The 23,006-nt window shown below is 49.7% G+C and carries 14 protein-coding genes; 3 read left to right on the top strand and 11 right to left on the bottom strand.

Features of this window, described 5'->3' with window-relative positions; translation table 11 throughout:
• Positions 1-80: 80 nt before the first annotated feature.
• The 3 genes from V6669_RS10070 to garR form a co-directional block, all read right to left on the bottom strand.
• Positions 81-1,439 carry a GntP family permease gene (locus tag V6669_RS10070; protein WP_338593459.1) on the bottom strand — a complete coding sequence of 453 codons (1,359 nt, stop codon included), beginning with the start codon at positions 1,437-1,439 and terminating at the stop codon, positions 81-83.
• 90 nt (positions 1,440-1,529) lie between these two features.
• A complete protein-coding gene (locus V6669_RS10065) occupies positions 1,530-2,954 on the bottom strand; it encodes a four-carbon acid sugar kinase family protein (RefSeq protein WP_338593456.1) in 1,425 nt (474 codons plus the stop codon).
• 54 nt (positions 2,955-3,008) lie between these two features.
• The gene (garR, locus tag V6669_RS10060; protein ID WP_338593454.1) at positions 3,009-3,905 is read right to left on the bottom strand and encodes a 2-hydroxy-3-oxopropionate reductase; all 897 of its coding nucleotides are present in this window, start codon (positions 3,903-3,905) and stop codon (positions 3,009-3,011) included.
• Between the two features lie 200 nt (positions 3,906-4,105).
• Here garR and V6669_RS10055 point away from each other — a divergent pair, with 200 nt between their 5' ends.
• The 3 genes from V6669_RS10055 to V6669_RS10045 all read left to right on the top strand — a co-directional run bounded on the left by V6669_RS10055 (position 4,106) and on the right by V6669_RS10045 (position 7,280).
• On the top strand, positions 4,106-4,726 hold the full coding sequence (locus V6669_RS10055; protein ID WP_338593451.1) for a GntR family transcriptional regulator: 621 nt from the start codon (positions 4,106-4,108) through the stop codon (positions 4,724-4,726).
• A 172-nt stretch (positions 4,727-4,898) separates the two neighbouring features.
• A complete protein-coding gene (locus tag V6669_RS10050; protein WP_091032333.1) occupies positions 4,899-6,062 on the top strand; it encodes an oxalate decarboxylase family bicupin in 1,164 nt (387 codons plus the stop codon).
• A gap of 78 nt (positions 6,063-6,140) precedes the next feature.
• Positions 6,141-7,280: a zinc-dependent alcohol dehydrogenase gene (locus tag V6669_RS10045; RefSeq protein WP_074094414.1), complete on the top strand. Its 1,140-nt coding sequence runs from the start codon at positions 6,141-6,143 to the stop codon at positions 7,278-7,280.
• An 89-nt stretch (positions 7,281-7,369) separates the two neighbouring features.
• On the opposite strand, the gene V6669_RS10040 is transcribed toward V6669_RS10045, so the two are convergent.
• The 8 genes from V6669_RS10040 to V6669_RS10005 all read right to left on the bottom strand — a co-directional run bounded on the left by V6669_RS10040 (position 7,370) and on the right by V6669_RS10005 (position 22,823).
• Positions 7,370-8,158 carry a class I SAM-dependent methyltransferase gene (locus V6669_RS10040; RefSeq protein WP_338593447.1) on the bottom strand — a complete coding sequence of 263 codons (789 nt, stop codon included), beginning with the start codon at positions 8,156-8,158 and terminating at the stop codon, positions 7,370-7,372.
• Positions 8,159-8,358: 200 nt separating this feature from the next.
• A complete protein-coding gene (locus V6669_RS10035; protein WP_074094412.1) occupies positions 8,359-10,326 on the bottom strand; it encodes a PTS fructose transporter subunit IIABC in 1,968 nt (655 codons plus the stop codon).
• Between the two features lie 90 nt (positions 10,327-10,416).
• Entirely contained in the window at positions 10,417-11,328 is a 912-nt protein-coding gene (gene pfkB, locus V6669_RS10030) for a 1-phosphofructokinase (protein ID WP_338593442.1), read from the bottom strand.
• 2 nt (positions 11,329-11,330) lie between these two features.
• The gene (locus V6669_RS10025; RefSeq protein WP_017689448.1) at positions 11,331-12,077 is read right to left on the bottom strand and encodes a DeoR/GlpR family DNA-binding transcription regulator; all 747 of its coding nucleotides are present in this window, start codon (positions 12,075-12,077) and stop codon (positions 11,331-11,333) included.
• Between the two features lie 239 nt (positions 12,078-12,316).
• The gene (locus V6669_RS10020) at positions 12,317-12,802 is read right to left on the bottom strand and encodes a hypothetical protein (RefSeq protein WP_338593438.1); all 486 of its coding nucleotides are present in this window, start codon (positions 12,800-12,802) and stop codon (positions 12,317-12,319) included.
• A 134-nt stretch (positions 12,803-12,936) separates the two neighbouring features.
• The gene (locus V6669_RS10015; protein ID WP_338593436.1) at positions 12,937-14,367 is read right to left on the bottom strand and encodes an NAD(P)-binding domain-containing protein; all 1,431 of its coding nucleotides are present in this window, start codon (positions 14,365-14,367) and stop codon (positions 12,937-12,939) included.
• Positions 14,368-14,691: 324 nt separating this feature from the next.
• Entirely contained in the window at positions 14,692-14,931 is a 240-nt protein-coding gene (locus tag V6669_RS10010; protein ID WP_338593434.1) for a DUF896 domain-containing protein, read from the bottom strand.
• Between the two features lie 113 nt (positions 14,932-15,044).
• Positions 15,045-22,823 (bottom strand): hypothetical protein, encoded by a 7,779-nt coding sequence (locus V6669_RS10005; protein WP_338593432.1) that lies wholly within the window; start codon positions 22,821-22,823, stop codon positions 15,045-15,047.
• Positions 22,824-23,006: the final 183 nt, after the last annotated feature.

Raw genomic sequence — 23,006 nt, 5'->3', positions numbered from 1 at the left:
GGTATTATAAGCTTTATGAGCTTTATTAGTATTATGGGTATTTCTTCATTATCGTAAAGTCCACATAACGTTTTTTCCCGTTAGATAAATACACTCAACAATAACACCATGCCAAAGGCGGCAAATCCAAGAATGGTCTCCATAACCGTCCATGTCTTGAGCGTCTGAGGCACAGACAGGTTCAGATACTCTTTGACAATCCAGAAGCCCGAATCATTGACATGGGACAAAATAATCGAACCCGCTCCCGTTGCAAGCACCAGCAACTCAGGGCTTACTCCGGGCATCGTCATGGCGATTGGAGCCACAATACCTGCCGCTGTTGTCATCGCCACCGTAGCTGAACCTACCGCCGCACGAATCAATCCGGCAATGACAAAGGCTAACACGAGTGGCGACAAATGCGCACTTTGGGCAAATCCTGCGATCGCATCACCTACACCACTGGCTGTCAGGATGCGGTTGAATCCGCCCCCTGCACCAATCAGCAAGATGATAGAAGCAACTGGACCCAAGCAATCGTTTGTATATTTCAATATCTGCTGCTTGCTGAAACCACGTGCATATCCAAAGGAATAGAAGGCAAAGAGCAAAGCCAGCAGCAGTGCAATAATTGGACTACCGATGAAATCAACGACCTGACGGAACCCGTTCGTCTCTGGCAGCATCAGATCTACAATCGTTGCCAGCAACATCAGGATTACCGGAAGCAAAATCGTAAAGAGCGTGATACCGAAACCAGGCAATTCCCGATCTTTGGTCTCGGTGAACTGTTCCATCAGCTCACTTGAGGTCTCAACTTTGATTCGCTTGGAAATCCAAGTTCCATAGAGCGGACCTGCAATGGCTGCGGCTGGAAGAGATACTATCAGGGCCAGGAAGATCGTTTTACCGATATCCGCATTGAAGATTCCTACAGCAAGCATTGCCGCCGGGTGAGGTGGAATCAGACTGTGCACCACAGCAAGACCCGCGACAAGTGAGAGTCCGATTTTGATGAGTGATGTCCCTGTATGCTTTGCAATAACAAACACCAGCGGGAAGAGTAACACGATCCCAACCTGGATAAATACCGGAATACCACAGATCAGCGCAACAACCATCATCGCCCAGTGTACATTCTTCTCCCCGAAGACACGTACGAGCGTCTGGGCTATTCGTTCGGCACCACCAGACTCGGCCATAAGTTTACCGAGCATCGTTCCAAGTCCCAGAACAATCGCGATAAATCCGAGAACGCTTGCAACACCTTCCTGATAAGACTTCACGATATCTGTGAACGGCATACCCGAGATCAATCCCATAAAGACAGCGCCCACAATCAGGGCAACAAACGGATTCATTTTAAATTTGGCAATCAACAAAATCAAACCAAGAATAGATATCAGTGCGTAGAGCAGCAGACTTGCATCATGACTAAGACCGAATACGGAATACATCCGAATAGCCTCCCCCAAGTTGTTATGTTGTGTCAGCACGGTTTTACTCTGGCCCAAACGACCTGAACACTACGTGCCTTCGTAATAAGCTTAAGCTTCGATCTTCTCAACCGTTTCCAGAAGGGCTTTTTCCCCGCCAACATTTCCCGGAAACACGATATATGGGATACCACTGAATTTGGCTTCTTCCCCTGTCAACCATACCGGAATACCCGCAGCCACCTGACCGAGTACCCTTGCTTTGCGTATGGCCAGACCTTTTGTTGCCACATCACTGGATGTAATGCCACCTTTGGCAATGATGAACTTAGGCACGACTTCAAGGGATTGCACAATCTCAACCAAAGCTGACGATACCGTCTGACTGATCTTGAAATTCCCCTCATGTCCTTCAACTGTGATGAGCTTACGGCTGCTGTATACAACAACATTGTTCCCCTCCGCAAGCTGCCTGTTCGCTTCCCCAATAACTCGTCCAATCTCCTCGGTATATCCATCCGGCGTTAATACACGCTCCACATCGATCTCCAGACTTATGATGCCTGGAAACGTAAGCAGTTGTTCCAGTTGACGTGTCGTCTTCTGTACATAGGAACCAACAACAACAATACCTCCATGCTGTTCCTGTCCGCTTGCGATCAGCTGTTCTTTTGGCAGAAATGCCTGATCCGAGATGCCTGCATACGATTTGACAAAGGAAGCCGCCGTCCGGAAAATAAAAGCTTTACCCTCATCCTCCGCTTGCAGCAAAGCCAGAGAAAGTACATCCATGTCTGCATAAGAGAGCGCATTCACAATGATCGGTACATTGCCCTCGGCTTTCAGCAAAATTGCTTTGACCATATCGACACCTTGACGAATCTCCTCCAGTGAAATGGTAAGGCAGCGACTAGCCTGAATACGGCCTGAAGTCTTCTCCTCGACCCATGATGGCAGATCTCCATGCTCATACCCGAATACTTTATCCTTGGCAAATTCCGTCTCATGAACTGGAATCAACTGTTCACCTTCGACCATATAATGCGTGTTGCCTATCGTAACCCGTCCTGCCTCAAAGAATGCTGGAATAATCAGTTGTCCGTCATATGCACGTCCGCTGACACGCGCCACTTCTTCGGCCAGTACATCCGTCTCCAGCGGATAATACCCACGCAGCATGGAGTCACTACGACTGACAAAGGTGAAGCTCGTTCCTTCCTCTGCTGCAACCTCTTGCACATTGCGGGCAATCTCCCGATTAATACGTTCCGCTGAATCTGCATCCAGCCCTCGTGTATTGGTCAAAATATAGAATAACGATTCAGAGGATCGAAATGCCTCCTGCAACAGTGGCTTGTCCCACTGCGTCAACACATCAATATCATGAACCGTCTGTACACCAGTTGGGTCATCATCCAGCACGATAATTTTGCGTGCCCTCGCATCCTGCAATTGTTTAATCTGTCCTCGCAATCCTTCAGAAGAGTTGTCCGTCCGAAGAGCTGCGGGGATATCCGATAACGTTTGATAGGTCATGTCTCTCCACCTCATATCTATATCTATTAAAATTATTTTTCTTTTTTAAATTTTTTATTGGGTGCGACTCACTTCTACACCTGCGAGTTTCTCAAAATATTGAACGATTCCGCCATGGTCATCCGCGGCTTTACCATCAATCTTCAGTGCATGGAAGATCTCCAGCAACTGACTGCTGAGTGGTAAAGGAACCCCGATATCATGTGCCGTTTCCATCACATTGGTCATGTCTTTGAGGTTAATATCAATCCGTCCTCCAGCGACAAAGTTACGATCCAGAATGAGTGGTACTTTTGCATCCAGTACCGCACTTCCAGCAAGCCCGCTGCGGATCGCCTGATACATCTTCTCCACATCGATACCAGCCTTCGCTGCAAATACAAGCGCTTCGGACATGGCGGCAATATTCAGGTTCACGATAATCTGATTCGCCAGCTTGGCGGTTGCACCGGAGCCATTATCGCCCACTCGTGTTACATCCTGTCCTACCACTTGCAGAACTTCTTTCACAGATTCAAAAATCATTTCATTACCACCCACCATGATGGCGAGTGTACCGTCTATTGCTTTGGGTTCTCCTCCACTTACAGGTGCATCCAACATATATAATCCCGATTGGGATACAAGCTGAGCCAGCTCTTTGGAAACAACCGGTGAGATGGAGCTCATATCGATAATGATACTTCCCTTATTGGCTCCTGCCAGCACACCTTGTTCACTTGTGATTACGCTGCGAACATGCTCTGAATTGGGCAGCATCGTGAAGATGACATCACTATGCTCAGCTACCTCTTTTGGAGATGCTGCGCCTCGCGCTCCCGCATCAGCCAATGACTTCACAGCCGTCTGATTAATATCGTATACGCTTACATCATATCCCGCCCGGATCAGGTTCAATGACATAGGACGTCCCATAATACCAAGTCCAATAAATCCAATTCGTTTCTTCATCTTACAATCCCTCCAGCCTAAATTCTTCGCTTTTCACTCTTGTAATCGCTCTCATTGCTGTTCACATTCGTTATTGTACACAACATTTTAATTTTTGTATACAATTTTATTATTTATGTATCCGGAATTTAAAATTCGGTTTTTTATCTTGTTGTTTATTGCCTTCATTTTCGCTAAAGTAAAGGTAGAGGTGAAATACAATGCAACCAAGTACGGACAAGTCCCGCCCAGCCTATCAGCAGGCCTATGAAGTGCTGCGGGACATGATTTTGCAAGGTACCCTTTCTCCGGGAACCAAACTTGTGGAAGAGAAGCTGGCGACCGATCTTAATGTCAGCCGGACTCCGATCCGAGAATCCATCCGCCGCCTGGAACAGGAAGGATTAGTCGTGAACAAACGGGTCGTCAAGCTAACCGAGACCGATCTGAGAAATACGTTTGAATTACGAAAGTTACTGGAGGGACATGCGGCACAATGCGCTGCTGCCTTCTTATCTGCACAGGAAGTGACGGCTCTTGAGCATTGCGTGCACGTGGGACATACCGGAAGCAAAGAAGAGATTATGGAAGCCAATAAAGAGTTTCACGAAATCATCATGCGCGCGAGTAATAATGCATTGATGATTGATCTGTTCGATAAAATGCAATCCGTCATTTATCTATTCCGGCAGACGGTTGTATATTATCAGCGCCCCTTCCTCATTGAAGAGCATCATCAGATTTGCGAAGCGATCAAGGCACATGACGGCCAGACTGCCGAACGGCTGATGAAAGAACACCTGCAATCCGATCTGGAATTCTGCCTTCATTTGATTCGATAACCGGATTCATGGATTGTTCGACTTTCTCACATACGTATAAAGACGTGACCGCATGCGGTCACGTCTTTTTTTGTCGTTTGTCCCTCATATTATCCAGGCCCTGATTCATAGGTGTAAACATAACGATACAATGTCGCGTGTGACATGTTATTGAATCTGGAGGGATCACTCAATGACCAAAGGACAACAACCAAACGAGAAACCAATGCTTATCCCGCAACCCATTCGTAGTGATGGCGCTGGAGGACCTGACCTGGGACCCAGAGACGTCATGAGAGATAGACAAAACCCCGATATGCTGGTACCTCCAGCAACCGATAATGGGTTATTGCCCAATCTGAGAATGTCTTTTTCCGATACACATATGCAATTGAACCATGGCGGTTGGTCACGTGAAATCACCGTACGGGATCTCCCTATTGCCACTACACTGGCTGGTGTAAACATGAGCCTGACACCCGGAGGTGTACGGGAATTGCACTGGCATCAACAATCCGAGTGGGCCTATATGATCTGGGGAACGGCAAGAATCACTTCGGTAGATCAGAATGGACGTAATTTTATTGCGGATGTCGGGCCTGGCGATCTCTGGTTTTTCCCAAAAGGTCTGCCCCATTCCATACAGGGACTGGAGGATGGTTGTGAATTTCTGCTTGTGTTTGATGACGGGTCCTTCTCCGATCTGAATACGTTATCCATATCCGATTGGTTTGCTCATACGCCACCAGAGGTATTGTCTGTAAATTTCGGCGTACCCGAATCCGCTTTTCAGTCAATGCCGAAGGAACAGGTCTACATTTTCCAAGATACCGTCCCGGGTTCTATCGAGAGCCAGGAAGTTCAGTCGCCATATGGTACCGTTCCTCTCACATTCAAACACCGATTGCTGGCCCAAGAACCGCTCATTACACCTGGCGGAAGTGTACGGATTGTCGACTCCACCAACTTCCCCATCTCAACTACCGTTGCAGCCGCCCTCGTTGAGATCCGACCTGGCGCCATGCGTGAACTGCACTGGCATCCTAATGCAGATGAATGGCAATACTATCTGACAGGACAAGGAAGAATGACCGTCTTTGGAGGCAATGGCATTGCTCGCACATTTGATTATCGGGCTGGAGATGTCGGATATGTTCCTGTCGCAATGGGACACTATATACAGAATACCGGTACAGACACTTTATGGTTTTTGGAGATATTCCGAAGTGATCGCTTTGAGGATGTCTCGCTGAATCAGTGGATGGCATTAACCCCTCGGGATTTGGTCCGTGACAATCTAAATGCACCGCCTGAGTTGCTCGATGCCTTGCGTAAAGTGAAATGGCCTGTCGTTTAATTTAGTATGTACCTATATCATTTGTGCTGAAATGGGGTAATTGTCAGAGAATCCCACTATATAAGGAGGAATATGAAGATGAGAGCTGTTACGTTTCAGGGAATCAAGGATATTCAAGTCAAAGAGGTTGAAGACCCCAAACTGCAACAGAAGGATGACATTATCGTTCGTATTACTTCCACGGCTATATGTGGATCAGATTTGCATATTTATCAGGGAGCTCTGCCAGCTGCCAAAGATTACGTTATCGGTCATGAACCGATGGGCATTGTAGAAGAAGTAGGTCCGGAAGTGACACGTGTGAAGAAGGGGGACCGCGTGGTCCTGCCTTTTAACATCGCTTGTGGTGAATGCTTCTATTGCAATCATGACATGGAGAGCCAGTGCGATAATTCCAATGGTAATCCGGATATTCATACAGGTGGTTATTTTGGGTTCACCGAACGCTACGGAAATCACCCCGGAGGTCAGGCAGAATTATTGCGTGTTCCCTACGGGAACTTTACTCCGTTTGTGATTCCGGAATCCTGTGAACTGGAAGATGAAGCCTTATTGTTCCTGTCCGATGTTCTTCCAACCGCATATTGGAGCGTGGAGAATGCCGGAGTTAAACCGGGAGATACGGTCACTGTACTCGGTAGTGGACCCATTGGGCTGATGACGCAGAAGTTCGCCTGGATGAAAGGTGCCAAACGCGTTATTGCTGTGGATCGCCTGCCCTATCGACTGGAAAAAGCCAAACGTTTGAATGATGCAGAGATCTTTAATTTCGAAGATTACGATGATATGGGTGAGCACATTCGTGAGATTACACAAGGCGGGACCGACGTTGTTATCGACTGTGTAGGTATGGATGGTAAAAAGAACATGCTGGAAGAAATCGGACAGAAGCTGAAACTTCATGGCGGTTCACTGAGCGCGATCGAAATCGGCATGAAGGCCATTCGCAAATTCGGTACTCTTCAACTTACGGGTGTATATGGCTCTTCCTACAACATGTTCCCGTTAGGTAATCTGTTTGAACGCAATATCAATCTTAAAATGGGACAAGCTCCTGTTATACATTACATGCCTGAATTATTCCGCAAAATCACTGCTGGTGAATTTGATCCAACGGAGATCATCTCCCATCGGATTTCACTGGAGAATGCAAGCGATGCGTATCGCATTTTCAACGATCATGAAGACGAATGTACCAAAGTTATACTAAAACCCTGAACTGTCGCTTTGAATATAAATATGCAAAATAAAACAAGCAGATCTACCTGTTCAAGGTACTCTGCTTGTTTTATTTTATCGACACCTAATCAGACGTGGGTCGGTTTAATCGCTTGGATATACACACTTTCTCCTTGGAAGCTGTCGAGCTTTCCGTTCGTTGTTACTTCAAAATTAAAAAATTTCCGGATGATGGACGGTGCACTCAACATGCTTGCTTCAAGTTCCCCTCTCTCCCGTTCCGGCAGTGCTGCACGATTACACCATTCTTCAAATTTAAAACGCTTCTGGAAGGAAACCATCATTTCCATTCGGAAGCCCGCATACTCCAGCATATGAATCCATTCCGTCTTGCGCCATGCTCGAACATGGCTTGCATCCCGGCACTTCTCCACTTCATTGTAAAACTGGTCATTCTCATCACGTTCAGGTGCCACGTTGTCAATAAATAACAACCTTCCACCGGGCTTCATTACTCGTAATGCCTCATGAACAAACGAAGAAACGTCCGGAAAATGGTGAGCAGCGATTCGGCAGGTCACCAGGTCAAAGACATCATCATCGAATGGCAGCTTCTCTGCATCTCCCGCAACAAAATCTACATTATCGTGTCCATTCCCCTTAATAAATTGTTCAGCCACCTGAAGCATTTCTTCTGTTAGATCGAGAGCTGTCACCCGCTGAACAAGTGGAGCCAAAGCATTTGCAACATGCCCTCCCCCAGTGGCGATATCCAGCACGTTCATATCCGGAGTGGCTTGAGATGAAGCCACGAGCAACGCGAGATCCTCACCTTTGGCATGCCCCGCACTCGTCACGTATTTTCCTGCATTTTCCGCAAACTGCTTCTGCACCTGACTTTTGATTACATCAGACATTCCAATTCCTCCTGCACAAGTTTCATCAGACGAAACATAGTTTCAAAATATAATTATATTTATTTTACCACATATGAATGTAAAAGCTAAATAAGCATTTTACACAAATCCGGAGGCAACTTTCCACTACGCGACGAAAAAACTCAAATAAAAAAACATCCCCCGAGTGAATTTCACCCAGGAGATGTTACTTATATTTGTTACTTCACGAGCGTTGGTGACTTCTTCCACAGTCCCAGAATCAGACCGGAGATCACAGAACCAATCGCAACAGCGAGCAGGAACAATACTGCGTGGTTCGCCAGTGCTGCAACAAAGATCCCGCCATGCGGAGCTGGTACATTAATGTGCCACAGTTGTGTCAATCCGCCAGCAACAGCGGAACCCAGAATACAAGAAGTTAATACACGCAATGGATCAGCCGCAGCAAATGGAATTGCACCTTCTGTAATGAACGAGAATCCAAGTACATAGTTAGTCAGGCCTGATTTGCGTTCTTGCTCTGTAAATTTGGATTTGAAGAACGTTGTTGCAAGTGCAATCGCCAGAGGAGGCACCATACCACCTGCCATAACCGCTGCCATCCATGCACCGTCTGTGTTACCACTGGATGTGAATACGCCGATAGCGAACGTGTAAGCCGCTTTGTTGAACGGTCCACCCATATCGATGGACATCATACCGCCAAGCAGCAAGCCCAGCAATACCGCATTACCTGTTCCCAGATTACCAAGCGCATCTACAAGCCATGTGTTCAGGGAACCAAAGATTGGATCAAAGACATAGAAACTGATGGCACCCACGATCAGCAAACCAAATACCGGATACAGCAAGATTGGTTTCAAACCATCAATTGCTTTTGGCAATCCTTTGAACAACTTACGAAGACCAATAACTACATAACCCGCCAGGAAACCGGCAGCCAAACCACCAAGGAAACCGGCGTTTGAGTTAACCGCCATCAATCCACCGACCATACCAGGCATCAGGGCTGGGCGATCACCAATACTCATCGCGATAAATCCGGCAAGTACGGGAATCAGGAAGTGGAATGCACCTGTTCCGCCACCAATCGTTTGAAGCAGCTGCACAATCGGATTTTCAGGACTAGCAATCTGCTCAAACAAGAAGGAGATTGCTAGCAGGATACCGCCACCTACAACAAATGGCAGCATATGCGAGATACCATTCATCAGATCTTTATAGATTTTGCTACCTACACTGATCTTACCAGCGCTTGCTCCCTCTTCCTTGGCATTTCCGCCTTGGCTGCGATAGATCGGTGCATCGCCGTTAACAGCTTTGCGAATCAGCTCTTCGGGTTTACGGATTCCATCACTCACCGGTCTTTGCAATACCGGTTTGCCATCGAAACGTGCCATCTCTACATTTTTGTCTGCGGCAACGATAACCCCTTTAGCACGAGCGATCTCATCAGCCGTAAGGACATTCTGTGCTCCTTCGGAACCGTTCGTCTCTACGCGAATATTGATGCCCATTTCCTGAGCTTTCTTTTTAAGTGCATCTTCAGCCATAAACGTATGCGCTATCCCTGTTGGACAGGCTGTAACCGCAACAACAAAATCCTCCGAATTGGCATTACCTACAATCACACCAGAAGTGTTTTGTTGCTGACCACTAGTAGAAGTGGATGCGGCATTTGCTTCTTTTTCAGCTTTTGCTTTTTCTTTCGCTGCTTCCTTCTCAGCTGCTTCCGCCTGTTTGGCATCAAACAATGCACTAACTTCCGCAGGTGTATCTGTACTCATCAATTGTGAGATGAAATCGCTATCAATCAACAACCTGGAAAGAGCTGCAAGCGTACGCAGATGGGTATTACCTGCGCCTTCTGGAGCCGCAATCATGAAGAACACATGAGCTGGCTGATCATCCAACGCTTCAAAATCAAGCCCTTTTCTACTCTTGGCAAATACAACCGTTGGTTCGTTCACCGCTGTTGTTTTGGCATGTGGCATCGCAATTCCGCCACCAATCCCCGTGCTGGATTCAGCTTCTCTTTTATAAATCATTTCCTTGAACAGGACCGGATCATTAATTCGTCCGCTTCGGTTCAGACTTGCAATTAGTTCATCAATAGCCTCATCTTTGGTTGTGGCTTGCAGGTCCATGATCATCGTTTCCTGGATCATCAAGTCTGTTATTCTCATCTTGGTACACTCCCTTAAGTTCAGTCGGCCTGCATAGGCAGGCCTCACTACAATACAATTACAATGAAAACCTTTTATATGACCGTTAGACTAGATCGTCGTAATGGTTACTTGATTACGCAATTCGTCAATCAGTTCACGTGTTGCCAGGTCATCCGAGAACGCAGTCGCGCTTCCAGATGCAACCCCTGTGCGGAAAGCTTCCAGCAAATCTGCGCTCTGTACATAGGTACCTACGAATCCGCCAATCATGGAGTCACCGGCACCAACCGAGTTTTTCACAGTGCCTTTTGGCACATTTGCATGATGAACTTCCGCTTTGGTAATGAATAGTGCACCCTCTCCTGCCATGGAGATCAACACATGTTTAGCACCGGCTTCCAGCAACTTACGCCCGTATAACACCAGTTCCTCGCGAGTATCAATCGTTACACCGAACAGTTCAGCCAGTTCATGATGATTTGGCTTCACCAGCAATGGTGCATGTTCAAGAGCTTCCATTAACGCAGGGCCCGTTGTATCAATTACAAATTCGGCACCCGTATGCTTGCAGACTTTAATGAGACGATCATAAAAATCCGTTCCAAGTGAAGGAGGTACGCTTCCGGAGAGAATGACAATATCTCCTTTGTGCAATGAAGACAATTTGTGAAGCAGCTGTTCTGCCTCTTCTGCACTTATTGCAGGTCCAAGACCATTAATCTCTGTCTCTTCTCCATGCTTCAGCTTGATGTTAATGCGAGTATCGTCTGCAATTGTGACAAAGTCTGTCCGGATGTTATCTTCTTGCAACTTGTCATTAATGAAACGTCCTGTGAATCCACCAAGGAAACCAATGGCCGTGTTATCTGCTCCAAGTTGATTCAGTATGCGAGAGACATTAATACCCTTGCCTCCAGGGAGCTTCAAATCCCGATTCATTCGATTCAATCCGCCAAGCTTCAGCTCATCCACTTCCACGATGTAATCAATGGACGGGTTAAGTGTTATCGTATATATCATCGTTATCCCTCAATTATTTTAGTTTTCTGGGCGATTCCAGGCCGCCAATGTTCTGGCATCTGCTCGGTAATCAAATCGGCCTCCTCCAAATCAAACAATTTGGCAAAAGTAATTTCCCCTATTTTGCTGGAATCAGCCAGCACATAAGATTTTCCCGACAATTGATGTGCACGCCTTTTAATCAAGGCTTCCTCCGGATCCGGTGTTGTATACCCCATTTCGGGATCAACTCCGTTGCTTCCAAGAAAACATTTATCAAAACGGAAATTATCCATGTTCTGTAATGCGATACTGCCGATGACTGCTTTCGTATGAATTTTCATCATACCTCCGAGCAAGTAACTGCGAATACGTTTGCTTACCAATGCCTCAACATGTGAAAGTCCGTTGGTAACCACCGTTACGTCTTTAGCTTCAATAAAAGGAATCATGGCTAACGTTGTCGTTCCTGCATCCAGATAAATGCATTCGCCATTTTCGATCTCCTGTGCAGCCAAACGGGCAATCGTTGTTTTCTGTTGAATGTTTTTGAACGTTTTTTCTTCCATACCCGGTTCCAGCGTTTTTTCATTCACCAGGGCGGCACCGCCATGGATGCGTTTGAGCATCTGACGACTCTCCAGATCGATCAAGTCACGTCTAATCGTTGATTCAGAAGCACCTAACACATCAACAAGCTCTTGCAATTTCACAATTCCCTGTAAATGTAAGCGCTCTATAATTGCAGCATATCGTTCTTCAGTCAGCATCTTCATTCCTCCAACTGCTTCTATAGTATCATAAACTCCTCAAAAAACAACCACTTTCATTCAAAATAATTTAAAAACATTCAAAAACCCGCATCTTTCGACTTATTTCCTTGTCCAATCGTCCCTTTCTCTGACTCCTGAACGCGCAACCTTTCGAATCTCCATTAAAAATCCTGCAGCCTCCAGCGCTTGATGCGCGGCGTTGCAGGATTTTGCTTTTCATGGGAATCTCATGACGTTTATGACTCTACAAGCATTACATCCGGTTTGGGTTTAAGCCATTTGCCATCCTCATTAATAAACGCCCCCTTGAAGCGGCCCATCTCCAATTGTTCAATCAGCCTCTCCTCATCCATGACCAGAATCTCAGCGAGCTGCCCAGAGGTGTAATAATGAGCGGGATTGTAATCGAGCAGCACAGGAACAGACGTATCATATAGTTCTTTGATCAGATTCTCAAAGGAATGCCGACCCAGGTTCTCCATGTCTCTATAAAACTGCAAATGTTGGGACACCATATTACGGAAAGATTTATTCTCCAGATGCATCCACAACGTATTGCAAGCCTGAACACTCATATGATTTTGTTCCACATCGTAAAATTGAACTTCTTCAATCTTCATGTATTTCTCTTGAAATGCAACGATCTTAATCAAAGGTACATTTCGTTTACGCGACGCTTTCTTCAAATGGGCTCTAAATTGTTCATAGTTCATTTCATTCATCTATTATCCCTGCCTTTAACATGTTCCAACCGACATTTTACAACAAATTAAAGGCAAGTGTAACCTTCATCATATGAAAAACAAAAAAACGTGCAGCAACAGATGCCACACGTTCACAATATTATAGAGTGCGGTTACTCAGCGAGGGCACCACTTTTCACCCACAAAGCCGTGAATTCCTGTTCTTCATACGCATAGAATTGGTGCAAAATAACCTCCCGATCATCGAGGAACAATTGATCCGCTATGGCAGTGACCAGTTTGGGCACCGCACTCTTGGTCCCAGATATGGCCGATGCCGACAGACCGCAGCTGGCAAGTGCAGAGTAGTTAAATACAAACAGTCCGTGCAACGGTTTCTCACCCTGTTCACTTCTGCTGGTCATTGCAAACCCCGAACTCAGATACGGATGTGCATCCAGCAATGCATTGCGATGCTCTGGCGGTGCCTGATAACAGTCCTCCCAGCGCGCGATGTATGGCTCTACAAGCTTCAGTTCAGGACGGAGTGCCGGATCACTAAGCAGACCTGTGCTAATAATTAGAAAATCAAACGTAAATGCTCCCTTTGCCGTGTGCACAATCGCGCCTTGGTCCGTCGCTTCTACACTGAGCCAAGGTGAGTTCAAATGCAGTTCGAATCCAGGCCAGGCTGCCGCACGATTAAACGTATCGTTGGTTGGCGGTTGATTGAATTTGAAGAAATGAGAGATCACTTCATATTTATCAGCAACCGGAAGAGCGTGGTATCGCTCGATCATACCGGATTGTTCCATCTGGCGAATAGGATTAACACTAGGCAGCTGTTCCCGCCGTACAAATACATGAGCTTCCGCCACACCAGTGGCAAGCGCATAACTGGCATTATCAAAAGCCGAAGCGCCGCCGCCAAGCACTGCAACCCGTTTACCTTTTAATTGATCAAAATCAATCGCTTCAGACGTATGGGCATACCGATCCCGAGGTAATCTATCCGCAATCATGGAAGGTACATGCCACTCTCCACCACCTTGTATTCCCGTAGCAAACACTACTTTGCGAGCAAGTATCACATTCGTCTGAGCTCCTGCCTTATTCACATGAAGTCGATGTATACCGTCCTCTATTGGCTCAACCAGTGTCAATTTCACCTCATTAAGCACAGGTAGATTCAATACTTCCCGATACCAGCGTAAATAATTCATCCAGTCCCCACGCGGGATCTTATCTACCTCTTCCCAACCTTCGGGCCCAACCTGTGCTTCCCACCATGAGCGAAAGGTTAACGAGGGGATACCCAGATCGATAGAAGTCAGATGCTTGGGTGTACGCAAAGTAACCATACGTGCATAAGTCTCCCAAGGTCCTTCAAGCCCCGATGCATTCTCGTCAATGACAACAATATTGGAGATCCGTTCACGAAGAAGCCCAAATGCTGCCCCTAATCCACTTTGTCCCCCGCCCACAATGACGACATCATAGACATGACCATCCGCATGTTCTCTTGGACGTACCCAGTTCGCGCCACCAAATGACAAATAAGCTAGATCATTTTTCACACGTTCATTCAAAGCTTCCAGGCTCATGATTCATCAACCCTTTCGAGATACATATATGAACTATTCTTTCTTTGATTATTTGATGTAAGTTTGTTGTCAGTTATATTGAGAATAATGTACTTTTTCTTTGTGTTTCTGAAATATATTAGCGTTATTATATGAGTTATCGGGGATGTTTTGAAGTTCGCGGCAGCTTTATTGTCATCAAAACTAAAAATATCTGACATGCTTGTTAATTCGCACGAAATCCTAACTGGATTATTGATGCAGTTCCTGCTGAACGGATGATTTGCAGAAAATAAAAAAAGACAGACCAAGATGTAACCTTGGTCTGTCTTCAAAAAGGGAATGCTATTGGCCGGTTTGTTCACGGCGCTGCAATTTTTCATTAGTTAATTTCTCAGGGGTCACATCATGACCCAGTGGGTCTACAACGGATACTGCCAGCATGGTAGTCAGCACCTGACCTCGAATAGCCTGCAAATATTGTTTTCTAAGCTCCTGCTGCTCGCTTTTTTCTGCTTTTGTCAAACCAACGCTGCTGCGTTGCTTTCGACTTAATTCGTTAATGCGTCCCAAAATAGGAATCATGAAATCCACCTCACTTGTTAGTCCACTTTCCAAAAGATATTTCGAATATCTTCAAACTAACTTATTACAACTTCACGAATTTGTCCATAGGCGCGCAATCCGTTAAGAAGTTTTTAGGTGATCTCGTGCACAGACCACACGATGCCATTCGTAGCACCACTGCCCAGATTCAACGTAATCGTCAGCCCGTTTGCGGCATAAAACAGTCCAATTACATCTCCCGCATTCAATGCCACTTCTACCGCCAAAGTTACTGCACCGCTTCCCAGCACTGCCCGCAGTGTTAGTAGTGTAACGGCTATATTCAGTACGGGCAATAAACCACTAACCAGTGTTGTAACCGTAGGTGATGTCCTCTGGACAAGAAAAGCAGGGTTCACTCCAGCACCCAGTGATAAGGCGATCGCTGCGGTCGTTGCATAATTGATTGTGGCCACAATCGAATATCGTCCAGTTACCGGGACGGTATAGTTTCCTGTGGTTGCATTGAAGTTGGCATTACCGTAATAAGGAGCCGTGGTCGTCCAGTTGGTTAACTGAGTGCTGGTTGCTGTCGAAAGTGTAGCCAGGAATGCCGAGAACCCTTGTGTTGCAAAATTGGGGCCGGTTGGTCCAGTGGCCCCGGTTGCACCTGTTGTTCCTGTGATTCCTGTTGCTCCAGTGGCTCCCGTAGCTCCGGTTGCACTCGTTACACCGGTTGCCCCCGTAATTCCATTAGCCCCAGTTGGTCCAGTCGGGCCGGTTGGTCCTGTGATGCCTGTAACCCCAGTAGTTCCCGTAACTCCGGCAACCCCAGTTGCACCTGTAGTTCCTGTTGTCCCAGTTACACCAGTTAGTCCTGTAGCTCCCGTTATTCCTGTTTCTCCAGTTGCTCCAGTCGCGCCAGTTATACCTGTAACTCCTGCTGAACCAGTACTTCCGGTGGCTCCTGTTACACCCGTTGTGCCTGTGGCTCCTGATACACCTGTAAGCCCTGTAGCCCCAGCTGCTCCGGTCGCGCCAGTAATACCCGTGGTTCCTGTTGCTCCAGTCGTACCTGTTGTACCCGTAACACCAGTTACGCCAGTTGTGCCGGTTATGCCAGTGGCACCAGTCGCGCCGGTTACGCCAGTAACTCCCGTAGTTCCCGTTGCTCCAGTAGCACCAGTGGGTCCCGTCACACCAGTCGTACCTGTGCCCCCTGTTACACCCGTCTCTCCAGTTTGGCCAGTTATGCCGGTGGCGCCTGTAATTCCAGTAGCCCCAGTCACACCCGTAATGCCAGTTACCCCGGTTGTTCCTGGTTCACCAGTAATACCCGTTGGACCGGTTGCCCCAGTAATTCCAGTAGCACCAGTCGTACCTGTAACTCCGGTTATGCCAGTCGCACCAGTCGCGCCGGTGGGTCCCGTCACACCAGTCGTACCTGTGACCCCTGTTACACCCGTCTCTCCAGTTTGGCCAGTTATGCCGGTGGCTCCTGTAATTCCAGTAGCCCCAGTCACACCCGTAATGCCAGTTACCCCGGTTGTTCCTGGTTCACCAGTAATACCCGTTGGACCGGTTGCCCCAGTAATTCCAGTAGCACCAGTCGTACCTGTAACTCCGGTTATGCCAGTCGCACCAGTCGCGCCGGTGGGTCCCGTCACACCAGTCGTACCTGTGACCCCTGTTACACCCGTCTCTCCAGTTTGGCCAGTTGTGCCGGTCGTGCCGGTTGCTCCTGTTTCACCAGTAATACCCGTTGGACCGGTTGCCCCTGTAGCCCCAGTAGTACCTGTAACTCCGGTTATGCCAGTCGCACCAGTGGCTCCGGTTGGGCCTGTTGTACCTGTCGTGCCGGTAACGCCAGTAACTCCCGTAGATCCGGTCGCCCCAGTCGTTCCTGTTGTACCCGTAACACCAGTTACGCCAGTTGTGCCAGTGGCACCAGTCGCGCCGGTTACACCAGTAACTCCCGTCGTCCCCGTTGCTCCAGTAGCCCCGGTAGGTCCCGTCACACCTGTCGTACCTGTGACCCCTGTTGCACCCGTCTCTCCAGTTTGGCCAGTTGTGCCGGTGGCTCCTGTAATTCCAGTAGCTCCAGTCACACCCGTAATGCCAGTTACCCCGGTCGTGCCGGTTGTTCCTGTTTCACCAGTAATACCCGTTGGACCGGTTGCCCCAGTAATTCCAGTAGCACCAGTCGTACCTGTAACTCCGGTTATGCCAGTCGCACCAGTGGCTCCGGTTGGTCCTGTCGTGCCGGTAACGCCTGTTGCACCCGTCTCTCCAGTCGAGCCGGTTACGCCAGTAACTCCCGTAGATCCGGTCGCGCCAGTCGTTCCTGCAACCCCTGTTACACCTGTTTCCCCAGTGGCTCCGGTCGCACCGGTTGGTCCCGTTACACCTGTCGTACCGGTAGCGCCTGTTACACCCGTAATGCCAGTTATGCCCGTGGTTCCTGTTGCTCCAGTAGCCCCGGTGGGCCCCGTCACACCAGTCGTACCTGTGACCCCTGTTACACCCGTCTCTCCAGTTTGGCCAGTTATGCCGGTGGCGCCTGTAATTCCAGTAGCTCCAGTCACACCCGTAATGCCAGTTACCCCGGTCGTGCCGGTTATTCCTGTTTCACCAGTAATACCCGTTGGACCGGTTGCCCCAGTAATTCCAGTAGCACCAGTCGTACCTGTAACTCCGGTTATGCCAGTCGCACCAGTGGCTCCGGTCGCACCGGTTGGTCCTGCCGTGCCGGTTATGCCAGTGGCACCGGTTGGTCCTGCCGTGCCGGTTATGCCAGTGGCACCGGTTGGTCCCGTTACACCTGTCGTACCGGTAGCGCCTGTTACACCCGTCTCTCCTGTAATGCCCATGGTTCCTGTTGCTCCAGTAGCCCCGGTGGGTCCCGTCACACCAGTCGTACCTGTGACCCCTGTTGCACCCGTCTCTCCAGTTTGGCCAGTTGTGCCGGTGGCTCCTGTAATTCCAGTAGCTCCAGTCACACCCGTAATGCCAGTTACCCCGGTCGTGCCGGTTGTTCCTGTTTCACCAGTAATACCCGTTGGACCGGTTGCCCCAGTAATTCCAGTAGCACCAGTCGTACCTGTAACTCCGGTTATGCCAGTCGCACCAGTGGCTCCGGTTGGTCCTGTCGTGCCGGTAACGCCTGTTGCACCCGTCTCTCCAGTCGAGCCGGTTACGCCAGTAACTCCCGTAGATCCGGTCGCGCCAGTCGTTCCTGCAACCCCTGTTACACCTGTTTCCCCAGTGGCTCCGGTCGCACCGGTTGGTCCCGTTACACCTGTCGTACCGGTAGCGCCTGTTACACCCGTAATGCCAGTTATGCCCGTGGTTCCTGTTGCTCCAGTAGCCCCGGTGGGCCCCGTCACACCAGTCGTACCTGTGACCCCTGTTACACCCGTCTCTCCAGTTTGGCCAGTTATGCCGGTGGCGCCTGTAATTCCAGTAGCTCCAGTCACACCCGTAATGCCAGTTACCCCGGTCGTGCCGGTTATTCCTGTTTCACCAGTAATACCCGTTGGACCGGTTGCCCCAGTAATTCCAGTAGCACCAGTCGTACCTGTAACTCCGGTTATGCCAGTCGCACCAGTGGCTCCGGTTGTACCTGTCGTGCCGGTAACGCCTGTTGCACCCGTCTCTCCTGTAATGCCCGTGGTTCCTGTTGCTCCAGTAGCCCCGGTGGGCCCCGTCACACCAGTCGTACCTGTGACCCCTGTTATACCTGTTTCCCCAGTGGCTCCGGTCGCACCGGTTGGTCCTGCCGTGCCGGTTATGCCAGTGGCACCGGTTGGTCCTGCCGTGCCGGTTATGCCAGTGGCACCGGTTGGTCCCGTTACACCTGTCGTACCGGTAGCGCCTGTTACACCCGTCTCTCCTGTAATGCCCATGGTTCCTGTTGCTCCAGTAGCCCCGGTGGGCCCCGTCACACCAGTCGTACCTGTGACCCCTGTTACACCCGTCTCTCCAGTTTGGCCAGTTGTGCCGGTGGCTCCTGTAATTCCAGTAGCTCCAGTCACACCCGTTATGCCAGTTACCCCGGTCGTGCCGGTTATTCCTGTTTCACCAGTAATACCCGTTGGACCGGTTCCCCCAGTAATTCCAGTGGCACCAGTCGCACCTGTAATCCCGGTTAGACCCGTCTCCCCAGTTAATCCAGTAAGTCCAGTTACTCCCGTAACTCCAGTAACTCCGGTTGATCCTGTCACACCAGTTTGGCCAGTAATTCCAGTCGCACCAGTCGGCCCGGTTACGCCAGTTATTCCTGTGGAACCCGTACTCCCCGTTGCTCCTGTAACTCCAGTCGTACCTGTGACTCCGGTTATGCCAGTCGCACCAGTGGCTCCAGTTAATCCCGTAACACCAGTTGGACCAGTAATTCCTGTTAGACCTGTGATGCCAGTTGTTCCCGTTACACCAGTAGCTCCCGTAGTACCCGTACTTCCCGTTGCTCCAGTCGTACCTGTTGTACCCGTAACTCCAGTTAAGCCAGTTGTACCGGTTGGTCCTGTGAGCCCTGTTTCTCCAGTTGATCCCGTCACACCAGTCGTACCGGTCACCCCTGTTGGACCTGTAGCTCCAGTAGTTCCGGTTGCACCAGTAATTCCTGTGGCTCCTGTTACACCAGTAACTCCCGTGATACCCGTTGCACCAATCGTACCTGTTGGTCCTGTTTCACCGGTGACCCCGGTTATGCCACTAACTCCGGTTGCACCTGTAACACCAGTTGTTCCCGTCGCACCCGTACTTCCAGTTATACCTGTTAATCCTGTCTCTCCTGTTGGGCCAGTCAAACCGGTAGATCCCGTTGCACCTGTAGCCCCGGTGGCACCTGTACTTCCTGTTTCTCCAGTCGCACCAGTAGGACCTGTAATACCAATTGCACCAGTTGTGCCCGTCGGTCCTGTTTCACCAGTTGGGCCAGTCGAACCTGTAATTCCCGTTTCTCCAGTTGCACCGGTCGGTCCCGTCACACCAGTCGTACCTGTGACCCCTGTTGGACCTGTAGCTCCAGTGACGCCTGTTGCTCCGGTCGCACCAATTGTGCCCGTAACACCAGTTAAGCCAGTCGTGCCGGTTGGCCCTGTTTCTCCGGTGACCCCGGTTATGCCCGTAGCTCCGGTAATACCAGTTGTACCAGTAGACCCGGTGAGTCCTGTCGCACCAGTTATACCAGTAATTCCTGTTGTGCCACTACCTCCAGTTGCACCTGTAACACCAGTTGTTCCTATCGCGCCCGTACTTCCAGTAGTTCCAGTTATACCTGTTAGTCCTGTCTCTCCTGCTGGACCAGTCGAACCGGTAGAGCCTGTTACACCTGTGACTCCAGTTACACCGGTTGCTCCAGTTACTCCCGTAATACCAGTTGTTCCCGTTATGCCAGTTAAACCAGTCGTGCCTGTTGGTCCTGTTTCACCAGTTGGGCCAATCGAACCGTTAGGGCCCGTTACACCTGTGTTCCCTGTTAGACCGGTCTCCCCAGTAACACCAGTGGCCCCGGTCGCTCCCGTCAGTCCTGTGAACCCTGTTTCTCCAGTTACACCTGTCGTTCCGGTGTTTCCTGTAGCCCCCGTAGTTCCGGTTCCGGTAACTCCAGTATTTCCTGTTGCTCCGGTCACACCAATTGTACCCGTAACGCCAGTTAAGCCAGTCGTGCCGGTTGGTCCTGTTTCTCCGGTGACCCCCGTTATGCCCGTAGCTCCGGTATTACCAGTAGAACCAGAGAGTCCTGTCGCGCCTGTTACACCAGCAATTCCTGTTGGGCCACTAACTCCGGTTGCACCTGTAACACCAGTTGTTCCCGTCGCACCCGTACTTCCAGTAGCTCCAGTTATACCTGTTAGTCCTGTCTCTCCTGTTGGGCCAGTCGAACCGGTTGAGCCCGTTACACCTGTTGCCCCAGTTAGACCCGTTTCCCCGGTGACACCTGTGACTCCTGTTAGCCCCGTCTCTCCAGTCGCACCTGTTGGGCCAGTTACACCAGCTGTACCCGTGGTTCCTGTGATCCCAGTCGCACCAGTGGCTCCGGTCACGCCTGTGATACCCGTGTTTCCGGTAATACCAGTTGCACCTATACCTCCTGTTAGACCCGCCTCTCCAGTGACACCAGTGACCCCGGTCGCTCCCGTAATTCCCGTCGTTCCGGTTACGCCAGTCACTCCCGAGATACCTGTAATTCCGGTTGCTCCAGTCGCCCCAGTCGGTCCCGTCGGTCCTGTCGTGCCTGTGAATCCTGTTAGTCCCGTTTCCCCAGTGACACCAGTCAGTCCGGTAGCTCCGGTCACGCCTGTGATACCCGTGGTTCCAGTAAAGCCAGTTAGTCCAGTTGTACCTGTAATCCCTGTGGCTCCGGTCTCACCGGTGATTCCGGTTACCCCTGTTTCTCCAGTTACACCTGTCGTACCCGTGTTTCCTGTAGCACCCGTAATTCCGGTAGCTCCGGTAATTCCTGTTGTGCCACTAACTCCGGTTGCACCAGTAATCCCCGTTTCTCCTGTTACACCAGTATTGCCGGTTATGCCTGTAACTCCGGTAGTACCGGTCGTACCGGTTATGCCAGTAACGCCGGTTGTACCTGTACTTCCCGTTGCCCCTATCGCCCCAGTAGATCCTGTAGCACCTGTAACTCCGGTGGTACCCGTTTCTCCAGTAGCCCCGGTGGGTCCTGACACACCAGTCGTACCAGTGACACCAGTTGCTCCGATCGCACCTGTAGTGCCTGTAAATCCAGTAATACCTGTTGCACCGGTTACTCCAGTCGTTCCTGTTGTGCCCGCAATTCCAGTAACGCCAGTTAATCCGGTTGTACCTGTTGGTCCTGTTTCACCAGTGACACCACTTATACCAGTGGCCCCAGTGAGTCCTGTCACACCAGTCGTACCTGTTATTCCAGTACTTCCTGTAGTTCCGGTTGTTCCAGAAGTACCAGTGCTTCCTGTAACTCCAGTCTCACCCGTAATACCTGTTAGACCCATCTCTCCAGTGACGCCAGTCGCTCCGGTCGCACCAGTACTTCCTGTCGTTCCTGTGTTGCCTGTTTCTCCAGTAGTACCAGTTGCGCCAGTTAGTCCAGTCGTACCTACTGTACCCGTAACGCCAGTAACTCCCGTAGACCCGATCCCCCCAGTGGGGCCTGTCGTACCAGTAAGTCCCGTTTCCCCAGTGGCACCAGTTGCGCCGATCGCACCTGTTATCCCTGTCGTGCCGGTTATGCCAGTATTTCCAGTTGGACCCGTACTTCCCGTTGCTCCTATTTCCCCAGTAAATCCTGTAGCGCCTGTAACTCCGGTGATACCTGTCTCACCAGTAGTTCCAGTCAAACCTGTCTCACCGGTTGAGCCGGTCGTACCTGTAATCCCAGTTTCTCCTGTAGTCCCTGTCGGTCCCGTTACACCAGTCGAACCGGTAATTCCCGTCACTCCAGTCACGCCCGTGATCCCTGTGAATCCAGTAATACCGGTTACTCCAGTCGGTCCTGTTGAGCCCGTTGCTCCAGTGAATCCGGTATCCCCAGCTAATCCAGCAACTCCAGTTGGACCTGTAAAGCCGGTTGTACCAGTATTTCCTGTGGCACCGGTCACGCCTGTAACACCAAATCCGGTAATTCCAGTTGCGCCGGTAGTTCCTGTGACTCCAGTTGATCCAGTACCAATCGCACCTGTAGCTCCTGTAGATCCAGTTGCTCCCGCCTCACCCGTTGGACCGGTCGGACCTGTAAATCCTGTATTTCCAGTTACGCCTGTGATACCCATCAGTCCGGTAGCTCCTGTTGCACCTGTGACTCCAGTTATTCCGGTACTTCCCGTGGTTCCAGTTACTCCGGTCCGTCCTGTTAAAATGGTTGCTCCCCATATGCCGGGATACCCAGGGTCTCCGGTTAACCCAGTAGCACCTGTTGCTCCAGTGAATCCTCTCATTCCCCGATAACCACGTGGGCCGCGAAGGAAAGGAATCCTGTGGCTTTTCTTTTTTTTGCATTTACGTCTGCTTTTCTTACAAGACTTACTCTTCTTCTTTGGGATAGAGTGCTTTTTTAATTTTTTGGCTTTCCTTTTACCTGTAATGATTGAGGAAATTTTGCGTTTCCTTTTGGACATACC

The sequence above is a fragment of the Paenibacillus sp. Y5S-9 genome (genome assembly GCF_036894235.1).
Taxonomy (GTDB): Bacteria; Bacillota; Bacilli; order Paenibacillales; family Paenibacillaceae; genus Paenibacillus.
Note: the sequence above shows the minus strand (reverse complement) of the source record. Positions and strands in the feature narration are given on the sequence as shown.

Bases quoted from the DNA above. Each gene is read 5' to 3' on its own strand.
- V6669_RS10040 (WP_338593447.1), bottom strand. From the start codon at position 8,158: ATGTCTGATGTAATCAAAAGTCAGGTGCAGAAGCAGTTTGCGGAAAAT.
- V6669_RS10015 (WP_338593436.1), bottom strand. From the start codon at position 14,367: ATGAGCCTGGAAGCTTTGAATGAACGTGTGAAAAATGATCTAGCTTAT.
- V6669_RS10050 (WP_091032333.1), top strand. From the start codon at position 4,899: ATGACCAAAGGACAACAACCAAACGAGAAACCAATGCTTATCCCGCAA.
- V6669_RS10070 (WP_338593459.1), bottom strand. From the start codon at position 1,439: ATGTATTCCGTATTCGGTCTTAGTCATGATGCAAGTCTGCTGCTCTAC.
- V6669_RS10035 (WP_074094412.1), bottom strand. From the start codon at position 10,326: ATGAGAATAACAGACTTGATGATCCAGGAAACGATGATCATGGACCTG.
- V6669_RS10020 (WP_338593438.1), bottom strand. From the start codon at position 12,802: ATGAATGAAATGAACTATGAACAATTTAGAGCCCATTTGAAGAAAGCG.
- V6669_RS10005 (WP_338593432.1), bottom strand. From the start codon at position 22,823: ATGAGAGGATTCACTGGAGCAACAGGTGCTACTGGGTTAACCGGAGAC.
- garR (WP_338593454.1), bottom strand. From the start codon at position 3,905: ATGAAGAAACGAATTGGATTTATTGGACTTGGTATTATGGGACGTCCT.
- V6669_RS10065 (WP_338593456.1), bottom strand. From the start codon at position 2,954: ATGACCTATCAAACGTTATCGGATATCCCCGCAGCTCTTCGGACGGAC.
- V6669_RS10055 (WP_338593451.1), top strand. From the start codon at position 4,106: ATGCAACCAAGTACGGACAAGTCCCGCCCAGCCTATCAGCAGGCCTAT.
- V6669_RS10045 (WP_074094414.1), top strand. From the start codon at position 6,141: ATGAGAGCTGTTACGTTTCAGGGAATCAAGGATATTCAAGTCAAAGAG.
- pfkB (WP_338593442.1), bottom strand. From the start codon at position 11,328: ATGATATATACGATAACACTTAACCCGTCCATTGATTACATCGTGGAA.
- V6669_RS10010 (WP_338593434.1), bottom strand. From the start codon at position 14,931: ATGATTCCTATTTTGGGACGCATTAACGAATTAAGTCGAAAGCAACGC.
- V6669_RS10025 (WP_017689448.1), bottom strand. From the start codon at position 12,077: ATGCTGACTGAAGAACGATATGCTGCAATTATAGAGCGCTTACATTTA.